A 16,789-nucleotide genomic window follows, 5' to 3' on the forward strand; every position below is an offset into this window, starting at 1 on the left:
CCATGAGCAAGATCCTGATCCGCGGTGCGCAGATCCTCGGCGGCGAGGTGGCGGACGTCCTGATCGACGGCGAGACCGTCGCCGCCGTGGGCACCGGCCTGAGCGCCGAGGGCGCCACCGTGGTCGAGGGCGGGGGCCGGGTCCTGCTGCCGGGCCTGGTCGACCTCCACACCCACCTGCGCGAGCCCGGCCGCGAGGACTCCGAGACCGTACTGACCGGCACCCGCGCCGCCGCGATCGGCGGCTACACCGCCGTGCACGCCATGGCCAACACCTTCCCCGTCGCCGACACCGCCGGCGTCGTCGAGCAGGTGTGGCGGCTGGGCCGGGAGTCCGGCTACTGCGACGTGCAGCCGGTCGGCGCCGTCACCGTCGGCCTGGAGGGCAAGCAGCTCGCCGAACTCGGCGCCATGCACGACTCCGCCGCCCAGGTGCGGGTCTTCTCCGACGACGGCAAGTGCGTGGACGACGCGGTGATCATGCGCCGCGCCCTGGAGTACGTGAAGGCGTTCGACGGCGTCGTCGCCCAGCACGCCCAGGAGCCCCGGCTCACCGAGGGCGCGCAGATGAACGAGGGCCGGGTCTCCGGCGAACTCGGCCTGACCGGCTGGCCCGCCGTCGCCGAGGAGTCGATCATCGCCCGCGATGTCCTGCTCGCCGCGCACGTCGGCTCCCGGGTGCACATCTGCCATCTGTCCACGGCCGGCTCGGTGGAGATCGTCCGCTGGGCCAAGTCCAAGGGCTGGGACGTCACCGCCGAGGTCACCCCCCACCACCTGCTGCTCACCGACGAGCTGGTCCGTACGTACAACCCCGTCTACAAGGTCAACCCGCCGCTGCGCACCGAGGCCGACGTACTGGCGCTGCGCGAGGCGCTGGCCGACGGGACCATCGACTGCGTGGCCACCGACCACGCGCCGCACCCGCACGAGGACAAGGACTGCGAGTGGGCCGCGGCCGCCATGGGCATGGTGGGCCTGGAGACCGCGCTGTCCGTGGTGCAGCACACCATGGTGGACACCGGGCTGCTGGACTGGGCGGGCGTCGCCGACCGGATGTCGGCCCGGCCCGCGGCCATCGGCCGGCTCGCCGGACACGGCAGGCCGGTCGCCGCGGGCGAGCCCGCGAACCTGGTGCTGGTCGATCCCGCATACCGTGGGACCGTCAACCCCGCCGGCTTCGCCTCCCGCAGCCGCAACACCCCCTACGAGGGCCGTGAGCTGCCGGGCCGGGTCGTCGCCACCTTCCTGCGGGGCCACGCGACGGTCATGGACGGGAAGCTCACGTGACGATTCCGACTCTGCTGGCGGCCGCCGGCGCACAGGACACCGGCAAGCACTCGGCGCGGGTCACCGACCTGGCCGACCGGATCGGCTGGATCGTCGGCCTGGCCCTGTTCGTGGCGCTCGTGTACTGGCTGATGCGGCAGGGCTGGCAGTGGCGCCGTACCCTCCAGGGCGGCCTGCCCGCGCTGCCGCAGCCCCCCGAGCCCACCGGGGACGTCCCGGAGCCGCTGCTGACGCTCCAGGGCCGCTACCACGGCAGCACCACGGCGGGGGAGTGGCTGGACCGGATCGTCGTGCACGGCCTCGGGGTGCGCAGCAAGGCCGCGCTCACCCTCACCGAGCAGGGCCTGACGGTGGACCGCACCGGCGCGCCCGGCTTCCACGTGCCCGCCGCCGCCCTGCGCGGCGCCCGGCTCGACCGGGCCATCGCGGGCAAGGTGCTGCCCGAGGGCGGCCTGCTCGTGATCACCTGGGAGCACGGCGGCACCCTCATCGACTCCGGCTTCCGCTCCGACCACGCCGCCGAGCACAGCGCGTGGGTAACGGCGATCGGCCGACTCAGTGGCGAACATCTCAACGAGGCAGTCGCCTCCACGGACACCAGGCAAGACGAAAAGGAAGGCGCAAAATGACGACCTTCACCCGGGCGGCCACCGCGCCCGCCGTACTCGTCCTGGAGGACGGCCGCACCTTCCGCGGCCGCGCCTACGGGGCAGTGGGGGAGACCTTCGGCGAGGCCGTCTTCTCCACCGGTATGACCGGCTACCAGGAGACCCTGACCGACCCCTCGTACCACCGCCAGGTGGTCGTCATGACCGCCCCGCACATCGGCAACACCGGCGTCAACGACGAGGACGCCGAGTCCGCCCGCATCTGGGTGGCCGGGTATGTCGTACGCGACCCCGCGCGCGTCCCGTCCAACTGGCGCTCGACGCGCTCCCTGGACGACGAACTCACCGCCCAGGGCGTCGTCGGCATCAGCGGCATAGACACCCGAGCCCTCACCCGCCACCTGCGCGAGCGCGGCGCGATGCGGGTCGGCATCTTCTCCGGCGCTGCCCTGGCCGACGACGACGCCCTGCTCGCCCGGGTCCGGCAGGCGCCGCAGATGACCGGCGCCGACCTCTCCGCCGAGGTCGCCACCGAGCGGCCGTACGTCGTCCCGGCCGTCGGCGAGAAGCGGTTCACCGTGGCCGCGCTCGACCTCGGCATCAAGGGCATGACCCCGCAGCGGATGGCCGAGCGCGGTATCGAGGTGCACGTCCTGCCGGCCACGGCGAGCGTCGAGGAGGTCTACGCGGCCGCCCCCGACGGGATCTTCCTGTCCAACGGCCCCGGCGACCCCGCCACCGCCGACCTCACCGTGGTGCGGGCGGCGCTGGAGCGCGGTACGCCGCTGTTCGGCATCTGCTTCGGCAACCAGCTGCTCGGCCGGGCGCTCGGCTTCGGCACGTACAAGCTCAAGTACGGCCACCGCGGCATCAACCAGCCGGTGCAGGACCGCGCCACGGGCAAGGTCGAGGTCACCGCGCACAACCACGGCTTCGCCGTCGACGCGCCGCTCGACCGGGTCAGTGAGACACCGTACGGCCGCGCCGAGGTCAGCCATGTCTGCCTGAACGACAACGTGGTGGAGGGGCTGCGGCTGCTGGACCGGCCCGCGTTCAGCGTGCAGTACCACCCCGAGGCGGCGGCCGGACCGCACGACGCCGCCTACCTGTTCGACCGCTTCGTCTCGCTCATGGAAAAGCAGGGAGCCCAGCGTGCCTAAGCGCACCGACATCCAGTCCGTTCTGGTCATCGGCTCCGGCCCGATCGTCATCGGTCAGGCGGCGGAGTTCGACTACTCGGGTACGCAGGCGTGCCGGGTGCTCAAGGCCGAGGGGCTGCGGGTCATCCTGGTCAACTCCAACCCGGCCACGATCATGACCGACCCGGAGATCGCGGACGCCACCTATGTGGAGCCGATCACCCCGGAGTTCGTCGAGAAGATCATCGCCAAGGAGCGGCCGGACACACTGCTCCCGACGCTGGGCGGCCAGACCGCGCTCAACACCGCGATCTCGCTGCACGAGAACGGGGTGCTCGCCAAGTACGGCGTCGAGCTGATCGGCGCGAACGTCGAGGCGATCAACAAGGGCGAGGACCGCGAGCTGTTCAAGGGCGTGGTCGAGGCGGTCCGGGCGAAGATCGGGCACGGCGAGTCGGCCCGCTCGGTCATCTGCCACTCGATGGACGAGGTGGTGGCCGGGGTGGAGTTCCTGGGCGGCTACCCGGTCGTCGTGCGCCCGTCGTTCACCATGGGCGGCGCCGGTTCCGGCTTCGCGCACGACGAGGCGGAGCTGCGGCGGATCGCCGGGCAGGGCCTGACGCTCTCGCCGACCACCGAGGTGCTGCTTGAGGAGTCCATCCTGGGGTGGAAGGAGTTCGAGCTGGAGCTGATGCGCGACAAGCACGACAACGTCGTGGTCGTCTGCTCCATCGAGAACTTCGACCCCATGGGCGTGCACACCGGAGACTCGATCACGGTGGCGCCCTCCATGACGCTCACCGACCGCGAGTACCAGGTGCTGCGCGACATCGGCATCGCGGTCATCCGCGAGGTCGGGGTGGACACCGGCGGCTGCAACATCCAGTTCGCGGTCAACCCCGTCGACGGCCGGGTCATCGTCATCGAGATGAACCCCCGCGTCTCGCGCTCCTCGGCGCTCGCGTCCAAGGCGACGGGCTTCCCGATCGCGAAGATCGCCGCCCGGCTCGCGGTGGGCTACACGCTCGACGAGATCCCCAACGACATCACCGAGCAGACCCCGGCGTCCTTCGAACCGGCGCTGGACTACGTGGTCGTCAAGGTGCCGCGGTTCGCGTTCGAGAAGTTCCCGGCCGCCGACGCCACGCTCACCACCACCATGAAGTCGGTGGGCGAGGCGATGGCCATCGGGCGGAACTTCAGCGAGGCGCTGAACAAGGCGCTGCGGTCCCTGGAGAAGAAGGGCTCGCAGTTCGACTTCGTCACCCCGGTCGGCCCCGCCGAGAAGGCGGACCTGCTGGCGAAGGCCGCGGTGCCGACCGACGGCCGGATCAACACCGTGATGCTGGCGATCCGCGCCGGGGCCACCCCCGAGGAGGTCTTCGAGACCACCCGGATCGACCCCTGGTTCGTGGACCAGCTCTTCCTGATCAAGGAGTACGCCGACGAGCTGGCCGCCGCCGACCGGCTCGACCCCGAACTCCTCGCCGACGCCAAGCGGCACGGCTTCTCCGACGCGCAGATTGCCGGCATCCGCGGCCTGCGCGAGGACGTCGTCCGCGAGGTGCGGCATGCGCTGGGCATCCGCCCGGTGTACAAGACCGTCGACACCTGCGCGGCCGAATTCGCCGCCAGGACCCCGTACTTCTACTCCTCCTACGACGAGGAGTCCGAGGTCGCGCCCCGGGAGAAGCCCGCGGTGATCATCCTCGGGTCCGGGCCGAACCGGATCGGGCAGGGCATCGAGTTCGACTACTCCTGCGTCCACGCGTCCTTCGCGCTGCACGACGCCGGGTACGAGACGGTGATGGTCAACTGCAACCCGGAGACCGTCTCCACCGACTACGACACCTCCGACCGGCTGTACTTCGAGCCGCTGACGCTGGAGGACGTGCTGGAGATCGTGCACGCCGAGACCCTGGCCGGGCCGGTGGCGGGCGTGATCGTGCAGCTCGGCGGGCAGACCCCGCTGGGGCTGGCCCAGGCGCTCAAGGACAACGGGGTGCCGGTCGTGGGCACCTCGCCCGAGGCCATCCACCTCGCCGAGGACCGGGGGGCGTTCGGGCGGGTGCTGGCCGAGGCCGGGCTGCCCGCGCCGAAGCACGGCACGGCGACATCGTTCCCCGGCGCGAAGGCGATCGCGGACGAGATCGGCTACCCGGTGCTGGTCCGGCCCTCGTACGTGCTCGGCGGGCGCGGCATGGAGATCGTCTACGACGAGACCCGGCTGGCCTCGTACATCGCGGAGTCCACGGAGATCAGCCCCGACCGGCCGGTGCTGGTCGACCGCTTCCTCGACGACGCGATCGAGATCGACGTCGACGCGCTCTACGACGGGCACGAGCTGTATCTCGGCGGCGTCATGGAACACATCGAGGAGGCCGGCATCCACTCCGGCGACTCGGCGTGCGCGCTCCCGCCGATCACGCTGGGCGGCCACGACATCAAGCGGCTGCGGGCCTCGACGGAGGCCATCGCGCGCGGGGTGGGCGTGCTCGGGCTGATCAACATCCAGTTCGCGCTGGCCGGGGACGTGCTGTACGTCCTGGAGGCCAATCCGCGCGCCTCGCGTACGGTGCCCTTCACCTCGAAGGCGACGGCCGTGCCGCTGGCCAAGGCCGCGGCCCGGATCTCGCTGGGCGCGACGGTCGCCGAGCTGCGGGCCGAGGGGCTGCTGCCCGCCTCGGGCGACGGCGGTGAACTGCCGCTGGACGCGCCGATCTCGGTGAAGGAGGCCGTGCTGCCCTGGTCCCGCTTCCGCGATGTGCAGGGGCGCGGGGTCGACACGGTGCTCGGCCCGGAGATGCGGTCGACCGGTGAGGTCATGGGCATCGACGCGGTGTTCGGCACGGCGTACGCGAAGTCGCAGGCCGGGGCGTACGGCGCGCTGCCCACCAAGGGGCGGGCGTTCATCTCGGTGGCCAACCGGGACAAGCGCGCGCTGATCTTCCCCGCGCGGGCGCTGATCGCGCACGGTTTCGAGCTGCTGGCGACGTCGGGGACGGCGGAGGTGCTGCGGCGCAACGGGATCGAGGCGCGGGTGGTGCGCAAGCAGAGCGAGGGGGTCGGGCCCGACGGGGAGCCGACCGTCGTGACGCTCATCCACGAGGGCGAGGTCGACCTGATCGTCAACACGCCCTTCGGGACGGGGGGCCGGCTCGACGGGTACGACATCCGTACGGCGGCGGTGGCCCGCGGGGTTCCGTGCCTGACCACGGTGCAGGCGCTGGCCGCGGCGGTGCAGGGGATCGACGCGTTGACGCGTGGCGACATAGGGGTGAGGTCGCTGCAGGAGCACGCGCAGCACCTCACGGCCTCCCGCCGGGCCCTCTGACCCCCGACGCCAGCCCACGGGGCTGCGCCCCCGCCCCGCCGGGGCCCCGGCTCGGCACCGCCGGTCTGCGCCGCCGTTGCGGCGGGGTTGGGTTGCCCAGTCGGCCGGGCGCTCCGGTGCGGGGCGGCTCGCGCCGCCGGGTTTGGTTGCAGGGTGCGGCAATCTCTTCCCGCCGCGGCGGTGGGAAGTCCGGCGGCGGTTGTCGGCGGTGCCGTGCCGGGCTGCGCCCGCCGGGGCTCGGCTCGGCACCGCCGGTCTGCGCCGTCGTGGCTTGCCGCCGTTGCGGCGGGGTTGGGGTGCCGGGAGCGGCAATCTCTTTCCGCCGCGGCGGCGGGAAGCCCAACGCCGGTTGTCGGCGGTGCCGTGCCGGGCTGCGCCGCGCCGGAGGCGGTTCGGCACCGCCGGTCTCCGCCGTCGTGGCGCGTCGCCGTCGCGGCGGGGTTGGGGGTGCTCCGGTGCGGGGCGGCTTGCGCCGCTGGGTCGGGGTTGCCGGGAGCGGCAGCTCCCTTCCGCCGCGGCGGCGGGAAGTCCGGCGGCGGTTGTCGGCGGTGCCGTGCCGGGCGGCATCTGGTGGGCTGCACCGCGCCGGAGGCGGTTTGGCACCGCCGGTTTGCGCCGTCGTGGCGGGCCGCCGTTGCGGCGGGGTTGGAAGGGCTGGGCAGCCCGGCTTGGGTTGCCGGGGGCGGCAACTGCTCTCCGCCGCGGCGGCGGGCTGCGGACCGGTGGGTCGGGCTCGCGCCGGAGGCGGAAATCGTGACTAGGGACAAGGCGAACGCAATGTACAAGCTCCTCTTCAACCTGCTCTTCCGCAGGATGGACCCCGAGAAGGCCCACCACCTGGCCTTCCTGTGGATCCGCGCGGCCGCCCGCGTCCCCGTGGCACGGACCTTCGCCGCCGCCCTCCTGGCCCCCCGCCACAAAACCCTCCGCACGGAAGCCTTCGGCCTCCGCATGCACGGCCCCCTGGGCCTGGCCGCCGGCTTCGACAAGAACGCCGTCGCCATCGACGGCATGGCCATGCTCGGCTTCGACCACGTCGAGATCGGCACCGTCACCGGCCAAGCCCAGCCCGGCAACCCCAAGAAGCGCCTCTTCCGCCTCGTCGAGGACCGCGCGCTGATCAACCGGATGGGCTTCAACAACGACGGCTCCGCGGCCGTCGCCGCCCGCCTCGCCGCCCGCAAGGCCGTCTTCCGCACCACCGTCGGCGTCAACATCGGCAAGACCAAGGCCGTACCCGAGGCCGACGCCGCCGCCGACTACGTGACCTCCACCGAACGGCTCGCCCCGTACGCCGACTATCTCGTCGTCAACGTCTCCTCGCCCAACACCCCCGGCCTGCGCAACCTCCAGGCCACCTCGGCGCTGCGCCCGCTGCTGACGGCCGTGCGCGAGGCCGCCGACCGTACGGTGACCGACCGCCGCGTACCGCTGCTGGTCAAGATCGCCCCCGACCTCGCCGACGAGGACGTGGACGCCGTCGCCGACCTCGCCGTCGAACTCGGCCTGGACGGCGTCATCGCCACCAACACCACCATCGCCCGCGAGGGCCTGCGCGCGGACCCGGCGCTCGCGGGCGAGACCGGCGGACTGTCCGGCGCCCCCCTCAAGGAACGCTCCCTGGAGGTGCTGCGCCGGCTGTACGCCCGGGTCGGCGACCGGATCACCCTGGTCGGCGTCGGCGGCGTCGAGGACGCGGAGGACGCCTGGCAGCGCATCCTGGCGGGCGCCACCCTCGTCCAGGGCTACAGCGCCTTCATCTACCGCGGTCCGTTCTGGATGCGCGCGATGCACAAGGGCCTGGCCGCCCGCCTGGCCGCCGGCCCGTACGCCACCCTCGCCGACGCGATCGGCGCCGACACCCGGAAGGTGCCCTCATGACCGCCCTGGAACCGCAGACCGCGCCCTTCGGCGCCCGGCTGCGCCACGCGATGGACACCCGCGGCCCGCTGTGCGTCGGCATCGACCCGCACGGCTCGCTGCTCGCCGACTGGGGGCTGAACGACGACGTCGCGGGCCTGGAGCGGTTCGCGCTGACCGTGGTGGAGGCGCTGGCCGGCGCCACCGCCGTGCTCAAGCCGCAGTCCGCGTTCTTCGAGCGCTTCGGCTCGCGCGGGACCGCCGTGCTGGAGCGGACCGTGGCCGAGGCACGGCAGGCCGGCGCCCTGGTGCTGATGGACGCCAAGCGCGGCGACATCGGCTCCACGATGGCCGCGTACGCCGCCACGTATCTCGACAAGGACTCGCCGCTGTTCTCCGACGCGGTGACGGTGAGTCCGTTCCTGGGCTTCGGGTCGCTGCGGCCCGCCCTGGACGCGGCGCGGATCTCCGGCGCGGGCGTCTTCGTACTGGCCCTGACCTCCAACCCCGAGGGCGCCGAGGTGCAGCGGGCGGCCGCGGCGGACGGCCGGTCCGTCGCGCAGGTGGTGCTCGACCACATCGCGGCCGAGAACGCGGGCGTGCGGCCGCTCGGTTCGGTCGGCGCGGTGGTCGGCGCGACCCTCGGCGACGCCCGCGCGGACCTCGCCGTCAACGGCCCGCTGCTGGCCCCCGGCATCGGCGCGCAGGGCGCCACCCCGGCCGATCTGCCGGGAGTCTTCGGCGCGGCCGTGCGCAATGTCGTACCGAGTGTCAGCCGGGGAGTTCTGCGGCACGGTCCGAATACCGCCGCGCTGCGAAAGGCGGCGGCCGCATACGCCGAAGAGGTTCGGGTCGCCGTCGCGGCCGCGAAGTGATCATCCGACGATACGGACACGGACCTGGGGACGGATACGGACGGCGTTAGCGACGGCCCTCGGAACCGTCATACGGACCCTCATACGGATGGTCGTACGAGCGTCGGTGGCGACATTCATACCGGCGGGTAATACGAGCAAAAATCGGCTGGAAAAAGGGTCACATTCAACCACCTGGCTCATTGACCCCGATTCCTGTTCCGGTTTGCCCCAATTATCCCGCCGGATCAAGGCTGACCAGGACTTTTCGACTGTTCTCGCTGACTTGGACCGTTCGGACCGCTAGTCTCCGACAGGAGCGCGCCGTTGGGGCGCGTCGCTGGTCGCCCCGTATTGCGGGGTGATCCACACTCCATATCCGATTGCTCTACATCCGAGGTGACGTAGGCGTGGCTCTTCCGCCCCTTACCCCTGAACAGCGCGCTGCCGCGCTCGAAAAGGCCGCTGCGGCTCGCCGGGAGCGCGCCGAGGTCAAGAACCGACTGAAGCACTCCGGTGCCTCCCTGCACGAGGTCATCAAGCAGGGCCAGGAGAACGACGTCATCGGCAAGATGAAGGTCTCCGCCCTTCTTGAGTCCCTCCCCGGCGTCGGCAAGGTCCGCGCCAAGCAGATCATGGAGCGGCTCGGTATCTCCGAGAGCCGCCGGGTTCGCGGCCTGGGTTCGAACCAGATCGCGTCGCTGGAGCGCGAGTTCGGCGGCGCCCCCGCCTGACGGTCCCCGCAGGTCCGGGAACCAGGGATAATCGCTCCATGAGTTCTGCAGTCTCCCGGGGGGCGGACCGCCCCCTCGCTTCGCAGGGGGCCTCACCGGCCACCCCGGTCAGACATCCGCGGCTGACCGTGCTCTCCGGCCCCTCGGGGGTCGGCAAGAGCACGGTCGTCGCCCACCTGCGCACGGTGTACCCCGAGATCTGGCTCTCGGTTTCGGCCACCACCCGCAAGCCTCGCCCCGGCGAGCAGAACGGGGTGCAGTACTACTTCGTGGACGACGACGAGTTCGACAAGCTCGTCGCCAACGGCGAACTGCTGGAGTGGGCCGAGTTCGCCGGGAATCGCTACGGCACCCCCCGCCGGGCCGTGCTGGACAAACTGTCCGCGGGGGAGCCGGTGCTGCTGGAGATCGACCTCCAGGGCGCCCGGCTGGTCCGCGAGTCGATGCCCGAGGCCCGACTGGTCTTTCTCGCCCCGCCCAGCTGGGACGAACTGGTCCGCCGCCTGACCGGCCGCGGCACCGAGTCGCCCGAGGTGATCGAGCGGCGGCTGGCCGCCGCGAGAGTCGAACTGGCCGCCGAATCCGAGTTCGACGAGACCCTTGTCAACACCTCCGTCGAGGATGTAGCCCGTGAGCTGCTAGCCTTGATGGAGATTGCGTGATCGGTATGCGCAGTCTTCTGTCGTCCACAAGTGCTGTCCGCAGGTACTTGTCCACAAGTAGGGGTAGGTAGCGTGTCCTCTTCCATCAGCACGCCCGAGGGCATCATCAACCCGCCGATTGACGAGTTGCTGGAAGCCACCGACTCCAAGTACAGCCTGGTGATCTACGCCGCCAAGCGCGCGCGCCAGATCAACGCCTACTACTCCCAGCTCGGCGAGGGCCTGCTGGAGTACGTCGGCCCGCTGGTGGACACCCACGTCCACGAGAAGCCGCTCTCCATCGCCCTGCGTGAGATCAACGCGGGTCTGCTGACCTCCGAGGCCGTCGAGGTGCCCGCCACCTGAGTGGCGCGCCGACGCACGGCACACTGCACGTCCCCACGGGCCCGGCGGCACGACCGCCGGGCCCGTGGTGTGGCGGCAGTGTCATCGGTTAAGACGGCGGTCGGCCGGGAAGCGATCCCGGCGGCGCGGATCCACGGTGGCGGGAGAGACGATGGGCAAGCCGCAGGTCGTACTGGGCGTGAGCGGCGGGATCGCCGCCTACAAGGCGTGCGAGCTGCTGCGCCGCCTCACCGAGTCGGGCCACGACGTCCGGGTGGTGCCCACCGACTCCGCGCTGCACTTCGTCGGCGAGGCCACCTGGGCGGCGCTGTCCGGCCACCCCGTCTCGACCCGGGTGTGGGACGACGTCCACCAGGTGCCGCACGTCAGGATCGGACAGCACGCCGACCTCGTGGTGGTCGCGCCCGCCACCGCCGACCTGCTCGCCCAGGCCGCCCACGGCCTCGCGGGCGACCTGCTCACCAACACCCTGCTCACCGCCCGCTGCCCGGTGGTCTTCGCGCCCGCGATGCACACCGAGATGTGGGAGCACCCCGCCACCCGGGCCAATGTCGCCACCCTGCGGGCCCGCGGCGCGATCGTGATCGAACCCGCCGTCGGCCGGCTGACCGGCGCCGACACCGGCAAGGGCCGGCTGCCCGACCCGGGCGAGATCTACGAGGTCTGCCGCCGGGTGCTGGCCCGCGGGACGGCCGCCCCCGACCTGGCCGGCCGCCATGTCGTGGTCAGCGCGGGCGGCACCCGCGAACCGCTCGACCCCGTGCGCTACCTCGGCAACCGCTCCTCGGGCAAGCAGGGATACGCGCTGGCCCGTACGGCCGTGGCCCGCGGCGCCCGGGTCACGCTGGTCGCCGCCAACCCCGGCCTGGACGCGCCGGTGGGCGCCGACGTGGTCACCGTCGGCACCGCCGAGCAGCTGCGCGAGGCCGTGCTCAAGGCGGCCGCCGACGCCGACGTGGTGGTGATGGCCGCGGCCGTCGCCGACTTCCGGCCGGCCGTGTACGCGCCCGGCAAGATCAAGAAGAAGGACGGCGAGGAGCCCGCGCCCGTCGCCCTGGTCCGCAACCCCGACATCCTCGCCGAGCTGTCCGCACACCGCGCGCGGCCGGGACAGCTGGTCGTCGGCTTCGGCGCAGAGACCGACGACGTCCTGGCCAACGGCCGCGCCAAACTCGCCCGCAAGGGCTGCGACCTGCTGGTCGTCAACGAGGTGGGGGAGAGCAAGGCCTTCGGCACCGAGGAGAACGAAGCGGTGATCCTGGGCGCCGACGGCAGCGAGACGGCCGTGCCGTACGGCCCCAAGGAAGCGCTCGCCGACCGGGTGTGGGACCTGGTGGCCGACCGGCTCGGCTGAGCCGCCGACACGCCGGGGACCGGTGGAATCCGACCGGCCGAACGCCCCCGCCGGAGCCCGCCGACCGAATTGACCGTTCCGCGGGTGGACACGGTGACCCAGGTCATGGCATATCCAAGGGACGAGATACGCGCCCGAACGGACGGCGCGGAGGATAAACTAACCCCGGAGTCCCGGGCGCAGCCCTGCGGACTCCGCCAAGATCGAGCCAGCAGCCGCTGCAACCCCAGGGAGCGATGTGTCCCGCCGCCTGTTCACCTCGGAGTCCGTGACCGAGGGACACCCAGACAAGATCGCTGACCAGATCAGCGACACGATCCTCGACGCGCTTCTCGCCGCCGACCCGACCTCCCGGGTGGCCGTCGAGACGCTGATCACCACCGGCCAGGTGCATATCGCCGGTGAGGTGACGACGACCGCCTACGCGGACATCGCCACCTTGGTGCGCGCCAAGATCCTGGAGATCGGTTACGACTCCTCGAAGAAGGGCTTCGACGGCGCGTCGTGCGGTGTGTCGGTGTCGATCGGGGCACAGTCCCCGGACATCGCCCAGGGCGTCGACACCGCGTACGAGAAGCGGGTCGCGGGCTCCACCGACGAGGACGACGAGCTCAACAAGCAGGGCGCCGGTGACCAGGGCCTGATGTTCGGCTACGCCTCGGACGAGACGCCCGAGCTGATGCCGCTGCCCATCACGCTCGCCCACCGGCTCTCCCGCCGGCTGACCGAGGTCCGCAAGAACGGCCAGATCCCGTATCTGCGCCCGGACGGCAAGACCCAGGTCACCATCGAGTACGACGGCGACAAGGCGGTCCGCCTCGACACGGTCGTGGTCTCCAGCCAGCACGCGTCGGACATCGACCTGGACTCGCTGCTCGCGCCGGACGTGCGCGAGTTCGTCGTCGAGGTCGAGCTGAAGGCGCTGCTCGACGAGGGCATCAAGCTCGACACCGAGGGCTACCGGCTGCTGGTCAACCCCACCGGCCGGTTCGAGATCGGCGGCCCGATGGGTGACGCCGGACTGACCGGTCGCAAGATCATCATCGACACCTACGGCGGCATGGCCCGTCACGGCGGCGGTGCCTTCTCCGGCAAGGACCCGTCCAAGGTCGACCGCTCGGCCGCGTACGCGATGCGCTGGGTCGCCAAGAACGTGGTGGCCGCAGGGCTCGCCGCGCGCTGCGAGGTCCAGGTCGCCTACGCGATCGGCAAGGCCGAGCCGGTGGGTCTGTTCGTGGAGACCTTCGGCACCGAGAACGTGGACGTGGAGAAGATCGAGCAGGCCATCGGCACGGTCTTCGACCTGCGCCCGGCCGCGATCATCCGCGACCTCGACCTGCTCCGCCCGATCTACGCCCAGACCGCCGCGTACGGTCACTTCGGCCGTGAGCTGCCGGACTTCACCTGGGAGCGCACCGACCGGGTGGACGCGCTGCGCGCCGCCGCGGGTCTGTAACAGTCCGCACGCCCTTCCGCCGAGGCCCGGCCACCCGCGAGGGGGCCGGGCCTCGGCGTGTGTGCGGGGAGTGCCCGACCGGCCCGGGCGGAACGTCCGGCGATGTCCGAGCCGTCTGGTAGGAATCTGAGGGTGAGCAGCGAGAACGGGCACGACGGCGAGCGCCCCGCGGGGGAGGCGGCGGGGGGCGAACAGCTCGCGCTCATCCGCGAGACCGTCCGCAAGGCCAAGGAGCCGCGCGCCAAGCCCCGCACCTGGCGCGGCGCCGCGCTCGCCGAAGGGCTGCCGGTGGCCCGGGTGCTCGTCGACAAGGGGCTGCTCCACCTCGACCAGTTCTTCGACTACGCCGTGCCCGCCGCCATGGACGAGGACGCCCAGCCTGGCGTACGGGTCCGGGTGCGGTTCGGCGCCAGGGTGGTCAAGGGCCGCCGCGAGGGCGGCACCCTGCACGACGGCTTCGTCGTCGAGCGCCGTACCGAGAGCGACTACCGCGGCCCGCTCGCCCCCCTGGCCCAGGTGCTCTCCACCGAGCCCGTACTGACCCCGCCGCTGCTCCATCTGTGCCGGCGGGTCGCCGACCGGTACGCGGGCGCGCTCGCCGATGTCGTCCAGCTCGCCGTACCGCCCCGGATGGCCCGCGCCGAACGTGATCCCTCGCCCGCTCCGCTGCCCGACCCCGCGCCGCCCGCGCCCGGCAGCTGGACGCGGTACGCCACCGGGCCCGCGTATCTCCAGGCGCTGGCCCGCGGCGACACCCCCCGCGCGGTGTGGCTCGCGCTGCCCGGGCCGCACTGGCCGGACGAACTCGCGCGGGCCGTCGCCGCCACGCTCGCCTCCGGGCGCGGCGCCCTGGCCGTGCTGCCCGACGGCCGGACCGTCGCCCGGGTCGACACGGCGCTGACCGCGCTGCTCGGCGAGGGCCGCCATGTGATGCTCACCGCCGACGCCGGGCCCGAGGAGCGCTACCGCCGCTGGCTGGCCGTCAGCCGGGGCGCGGTACGGGCGGTGGTCGGCACCCGGGCCGCGATGTTCGCGCCCGTCGCCGACCTCGGCCTGGTCGCGCTGTGGGACGACGGCGACTCCAGCCACGCCGAACCGCACGCCCCCCAGCCGCACGCCCGCGACGTACTGCTGTTGCGCGCGCGGGAGGAACGTACCGCCTTCCTGCTCGGCGGGGTCACCGGCACGGTCGAGGGCGCCCAACTGGTCGAGAGCGGCTGGGCGCTGCCGCTGGCCGCGAGCCGTGACGCGGTGCGGACGGCCGCCCCCCTGATCCGTACGGTCGGCGACGGCGACCAGGCGCGCGACGAGGCAGCGCGCGCGGCCCGGCTGCCGTCGCTGGCCTGGCAGGTCACCCGGGACGCGCTGGCCCGTGGCCCGGTCCTGGTCCAGGTCCCGCGCCGCGGATACGTGCCCAGGCTCGGCTGCGACAACTGCCGCGAACCGGCCAGGTGCGCGGCCTGCGCGGGGCCGCTGGCGCTGCGCGAGGAGCACGGCACCCCGGCCTGCGGCTGGTGCGGGCGGCCCGCGGCGGACTGGCACTGCCCCGAGTGCGGCGGCTTCCGGCTGCGGGCGCGGATCGTCGGCGCCCGCCGCACCGCCGAGGAGCTGGGCCGGGCCTTCCCCCGGGTGCCGGTACGGACCTCCGGGCGCGACGCCGTACTCGCCTCGGTGGGCGCGGCGCCGGCCCTGGTGATCGCCACGCCCGGCGCGGAGCCGGTGGCCGACAGCGGTTACGCGGCGGCGCTGCTGCTCGACGGCTGGGCGCTGCTCGGCCGGCCGGACCTGCGGGCGGCGGAGGAGGCACTGCGGCGCTGGGCGCAGGCGGCCGCGCTGGTACGTCCGGCGGCCGAGGGCGGCACGGTCGTCGTGCTGGGGGAGCCGACGCTGCGGCCGGTCCAGGCGCTGGTGCGGTGGGACCCGGCCGGGCACGCGCTGCGCGAGCTGGCCGAGCGGGCGGAGCTGCGGTTTCCGCCGGTGTCCCGGATGGCGTCGGTGACCGGGTCGGCCGCGGCGGTGGCCGACTTCGCCGAGACGGTCCGGCTGCCCGAGGGAACGGATCTGCTGGGGCCTGTGCCGGCCCCGCAGCCCGCCGGGCCGGGCCGGGCCCGGGCGGCGGACCCGCAGGAGCGGCTGCTGCTGCGGGTGGCCCCGGGCGCGGGGGCGGCGCTGGCGGCGGCCCTGAAAGAAGCCCAGGTGGCCCGCGCCACGCGGGCTGCTCGCGGAGCGCCGGATCCGGTCGTGGTCCGCATGGACCCGACGGACATCGGCTGAGGGTGGGCTGTTTTTGAGGGGGTGCCCCCTTGGCTTGGTGGGTGGGGTTGCTCGCCGTTGTGGCTTGTCGCGCAGTTCCTCGCGCCCCTTTCGGGGCGCACCCTGGGCGGGTTGTGCTGACGCCGGGGGTGGCGTGACCCCTTGGCTCGGTCGCGCAGTTCTCCCCCCAGGCTTCGCCCGGGGGTGCCCCCAGCGCCGCCTTTGGGGCGCACTCCCGGGAGGTGCCCCCAAGGCGCTCTGCGGGCGGGGTTCGGGGCGGCGCCCCGAGTTCGGGGAGGGGCGGGGTTGGGGAGAGAGCCCCGCAGGGAGGCCGCTTCGTGCCGCGAACTCGGGCGCACGGGGAGTGGGCCGGGGGCAGGGGTTCGTGGAGGCCGCCCCCGGCAGGGGGTCTCAGCCGTTGCGGGGAGCCGGGAAGGCCGGCGTGGGCGGGTCCTCGCGGAGCGGGGCCGGCATCGCGCGGGCCGCGGGGACGGTCGCCGCGTTGAGGGCCGCCGACTCGTCCGACGAGTCGGCGGCCGACGTACGGCGCCCCCCGTACCTGCGGTGGACCGCCTGCTTCGTCACCCCCAGCGCGGAGCCCACCGCGTCCCAGGAGAACCCGAGCGAACGGTCGAACTCCACCGCCGCCGTGACCAGGGCCTCCACGCTGTCGCGCAGCTCCTGGGCGAGCCGTACGGTCGGGGCGGGCGCCCGGCCGTACACCACGAATCCCGCGGTGGGGGTGCCGCGGCGCGGCCGGTAGACATTGCCCAACTGGGCGGTGAGGGTCCGCAGAGCGTCCACCTGCCGGCGGACCCTTTCGATGTCCCGCACCAGAAGGTGCAGGCTTGCGCGTGCCTGGGCATCAGGGGTTGCGTGGTCGGGCATCAACAAGCCTCTC

General features: G+C 72.9%; 13 protein-coding genes. 12 read left to right on the plus strand and 1 reads right to left on the minus strand.

Annotated elements, in window-relative coordinates:
- The first annotated feature begins 2 nt into the window (after positions 1–2).
- The 12 genes from OHA30_RS30710 to OHA30_RS30765 all read left to right on the plus strand — a co-directional run bounded on the left by OHA30_RS30710 (position 3) and on the right by OHA30_RS30765 (position 15,909).
- Positions 3–1,289: a dihydroorotase gene (locus OHA30_RS30710; protein WP_328917126.1), complete on the plus strand. Its 1,287-nt coding sequence runs from the start codon at positions 3–5 to the stop codon at positions 1,287–1,289.
- Positions 1,286–1,918: a PH-like domain-containing protein gene (locus OHA30_RS30715; protein ID WP_443045118.1), complete on the plus strand. Its 633-nt coding sequence runs from the start codon at positions 1,286–1,288 to the stop codon at positions 1,916–1,918. The genes OHA30_RS30710 and OHA30_RS30715 overlap by 4 nt, the downstream gene beginning before the upstream one ends.
- On the plus strand, positions 1,915–3,057 hold the full coding sequence (carA, locus tag OHA30_RS30720; RefSeq protein WP_328917127.1) for a glutamine-hydrolyzing carbamoyl-phosphate synthase small subunit: 1,143 nt from the start codon (positions 1,915–1,917) through the stop codon (positions 3,055–3,057). Before OHA30_RS30715 ends, carA begins: the two co-directional genes overlap by 4 nt.
- A complete protein-coding gene (gene carB / locus OHA30_RS30725; protein WP_328917128.1) occupies positions 3,050–6,370 on the plus strand; it encodes a carbamoyl-phosphate synthase large subunit in 3,321 nt (1,106 codons plus the stop codon). Before carA ends, carB begins: the two co-directional genes overlap by 8 nt.
- A 777-nt stretch (positions 6,371–7,147) precedes the next feature.
- Positions 7,148–8,251: a quinone-dependent dihydroorotate dehydrogenase gene (locus tag OHA30_RS30730; protein WP_328917129.1), complete on the plus strand. Its 1,104-nt coding sequence runs from the start codon at positions 7,148–7,150 to the stop codon at positions 8,249–8,251.
- Positions 8,248–9,105, plus strand: coding sequence for an orotidine-5'-phosphate decarboxylase (gene pyrF / locus OHA30_RS30735; RefSeq protein WP_328917130.1), 858 nt, complete (start codon positions 8,248–8,250; stop codon positions 9,103–9,105). Before OHA30_RS30730 ends, pyrF begins: the two co-directional genes overlap by 4 nt.
- 389 nt (positions 9,106–9,494) lie before the next feature.
- Positions 9,495–9,818 carry an integration host factor, actinobacterial type gene (locus OHA30_RS30740; RefSeq protein ID WP_202232479.1) on the plus strand — a complete coding sequence of 108 codons (324 nt, stop codon included), beginning with the start codon at positions 9,495–9,497 and terminating at the stop codon, positions 9,816–9,818.
- Positions 9,819–9,856: 38 nt separating this feature from the next.
- Entirely contained in the window at positions 9,857–10,480 is a 624-nt protein-coding gene (gene gmk / locus OHA30_RS30745; protein ID WP_328917131.1) for a guanylate kinase, read from the plus strand.
- Positions 10,481–10,552: 72 nt separating this feature from the next.
- Complete coding sequence (gene rpoZ, locus OHA30_RS30750) at positions 10,553–10,825, plus strand: DNA-directed RNA polymerase subunit omega (protein WP_328917132.1); 273 nt, start codon at positions 10,553–10,555, stop codon at positions 10,823–10,825.
- A gap of 151 nt (positions 10,826–10,976) precedes the next feature.
- Positions 10,977–12,179 (plus strand): bifunctional phosphopantothenoylcysteine decarboxylase/phosphopantothenate--cysteine ligase CoaBC, encoded by a 1,203-nt coding sequence (coaBC, locus tag OHA30_RS30755; protein WP_328917133.1) that lies wholly within the window; start codon positions 10,977–10,979, stop codon positions 12,177–12,179.
- A gap of 238 nt (positions 12,180–12,417) precedes the next feature.
- The gene (gene metK / locus OHA30_RS30760; protein ID WP_328917134.1) at positions 12,418–13,635 is read left to right on the plus strand and encodes a methionine adenosyltransferase; all 1,218 of its coding nucleotides are present in this window, start codon (positions 12,418–12,420) and stop codon (positions 13,633–13,635) included.
- A 132-nt stretch (positions 13,636–13,767) separates the two neighbouring features.
- Positions 13,768–15,909, plus strand: coding sequence for a primosomal protein N' (locus OHA30_RS30765; protein WP_328917135.1), 2,142 nt, complete (start codon positions 13,768–13,770; stop codon positions 15,907–15,909).
- A gap of 390 nt (positions 15,910–16,299) precedes the next feature.
- Here OHA30_RS30765 and OHA30_RS30770 read toward each other — a convergent pair whose 3' ends face one another.
- Positions 16,300–16,776 (minus strand): hypothetical protein, encoded by a 477-nt coding sequence (locus OHA30_RS30770; RefSeq protein WP_328917136.1) that lies wholly within the window; start codon positions 16,774–16,776, stop codon positions 16,300–16,302.
- Positions 16,777–16,789 lie beyond the last annotated feature (13 nt).

This window comes from Streptomyces sp. NBC_00223 (assembly GCF_036199905.1).
Classification (GTDB): domain Bacteria; phylum Actinomycetota; class Actinomycetes; order Streptomycetales; family Streptomycetaceae; genus Actinacidiphila.